2 protein-coding genes are annotated in these 1,714 nt (G+C 30.9%); one reads left to right on the top strand and one right to left on the bottom strand.

Going from position 1 to position 1,714, the window contains the following annotated elements:
• Positions 1 to 1,312 (top strand): cytochrome c biogenesis protein ResB (locus HG1285_RS17900; protein WP_032497061.1); only part of this gene is annotated, 1,312 nt, incomplete at its 5' end.
• On the opposite strand, the gene HG1285_RS02760 is transcribed toward HG1285_RS17900, so the two are convergent.
• Positions 1,313 to 1,714, bottom strand: a 402-nt coding sequence (locus HG1285_RS02760; protein WP_157560709.1) for a TraR/DksA C4-type zinc finger protein, incomplete at its 5' end; no start/stop codon positions are given.

Here is a 1,714-nt window from a genome sequence, read left to right as displayed (position 1 = left end):
AATTATTGCCACAATTGATAGATTTCCAAAAATTTATATGCAGGCCTATGGAAGAGTTCACAAAAAACTCAATGAAAAAGATTTAAAGTCAAGGAATAAACTTGAGTTTGAGCTCCCACTTACTTTAAAAGAAGCTTTTGAAAGAATTATTTATCTTTTGCACAGACTTGGATTTAAGAGAGTAGAAAAAATAGAAGAAAATGATAAAGAAATTTACCTTTTTGCAGAAAAAGGAAAAATATCAAGATGGGGAATGCTTGTTACCCATATAGGCATAATAGTCTTTTTGGTTGGAGCTTTTATGGGTGCTCAGTTTGGTATAAGAGGTCAGATTGAAATTCCAGAAGGTGAGAGTAGAGATTTTTTCTTTAAATTCAGGGAAGGTTCTCTCCAGCCCAGTAATCAGGTATATCAGCTTCCATTTACTATAAGAGTTAATAAGTTCTGGCTTGATTTTTATGACAGTGATAAGTTCAAAGGTTCTATAAAGTCATTTAACAGTAAAATAGAAATATATCAAAATGGTAAACTTATGAAAAAGGCTGTTGTTCAGGTTAATAATCCTACTGATTATGGAGGATACAGAATATTTCAAGCTTCTTATGGAAAAACAGGAGATATAAAATTTGCAAAAATTATTGTAGTAAATTATGAAAAGATGCTTGATTTAATCAAAAAGATAAATGAAGTGCAGAATAAACTGCAGTCCACAAAAGACCCCAAGGAAAAACAAAAATTACAGAAAATTATGAAAGATTTGGAAGCTCAGTCTGTAGTTTTATTCTCATCAGCTAAAAGAGTAAACTATTTTTACGGAATGCCTTTTATAAAAGTTAACGGCGAAAAACTTAAAGTAATCAGTCAAACATTAAATTATAAAAATCCAATGCTTGTTAATCAGGATATTTATGACCCTGTAATTGTTGTTCAGGTTGTTAGAAGTGGAAAAACATTTAACTTACCGATATTGGCAAATCCGAATATTGCGATACCTGCTTTTAACAAATTTGGGTATGAAAAAGGGTATAAATATCTATTGATGATAGAAGAGTTTAAGCCAAGATATTTTTCAGGTCTTCAGATTACAAAAATGCCGGGAACAAATCTTATATGGCTCGGTACTATAATTGTAGTTTTTGGAATAATGCTTGCTTTTTACACTGTTCACAGGCGTGTATGGGTCAAACTTGAAAAGATTGATGATACAAAAACAAAACTTTATATAGTTGTTTTCTCTCAAAAATTCTTAGAGTCATTTAAAGATAGTGTGAAAGAAAAAGTGAATGAAATTTTATTGGGAAAAGAGGCTTGATTATTTATCAAGCCCTTCCTGTTTTACATCTGTTTCTTGCTCTTCATCATAAGGAATTAAACTTCCTTTTAGATAGTCTTCATAAACTTTGTCTGGTGTGATTTTATACTTTTCAGCTTCTTTTGCGTGCTCTGTACATAAAGTTGTCCAGGGTATAGCTTCAAGTCTTTCTTCTTCAATAGGTTTTCCGCAAACTTCACAATATCCATAAGTTCCCTCAGAAATTCTTTCCAGAGCTTCATCTATTTTTTTTAATATTTCCACTTCAATTTCTTCCAGCTCATCAAGTAGAAATTCATAATTTGTAATTCTTGCATAATCTTCCCTATCTTGTGGAATGTTTAAGCCTTCTTCCTGTAATCTTTTTAATGTATTTTCTTGCTGAAAATACCTATTTAAAAT

Source organism: Hydrogenivirga sp. 128-5-R1-1 (genome assembly GCF_000171895.1).
The sequence above is the reverse complement of the archived record's forward strand: the minus strand, read 5'-3'. Positions and strand labels throughout refer to the sequence as shown.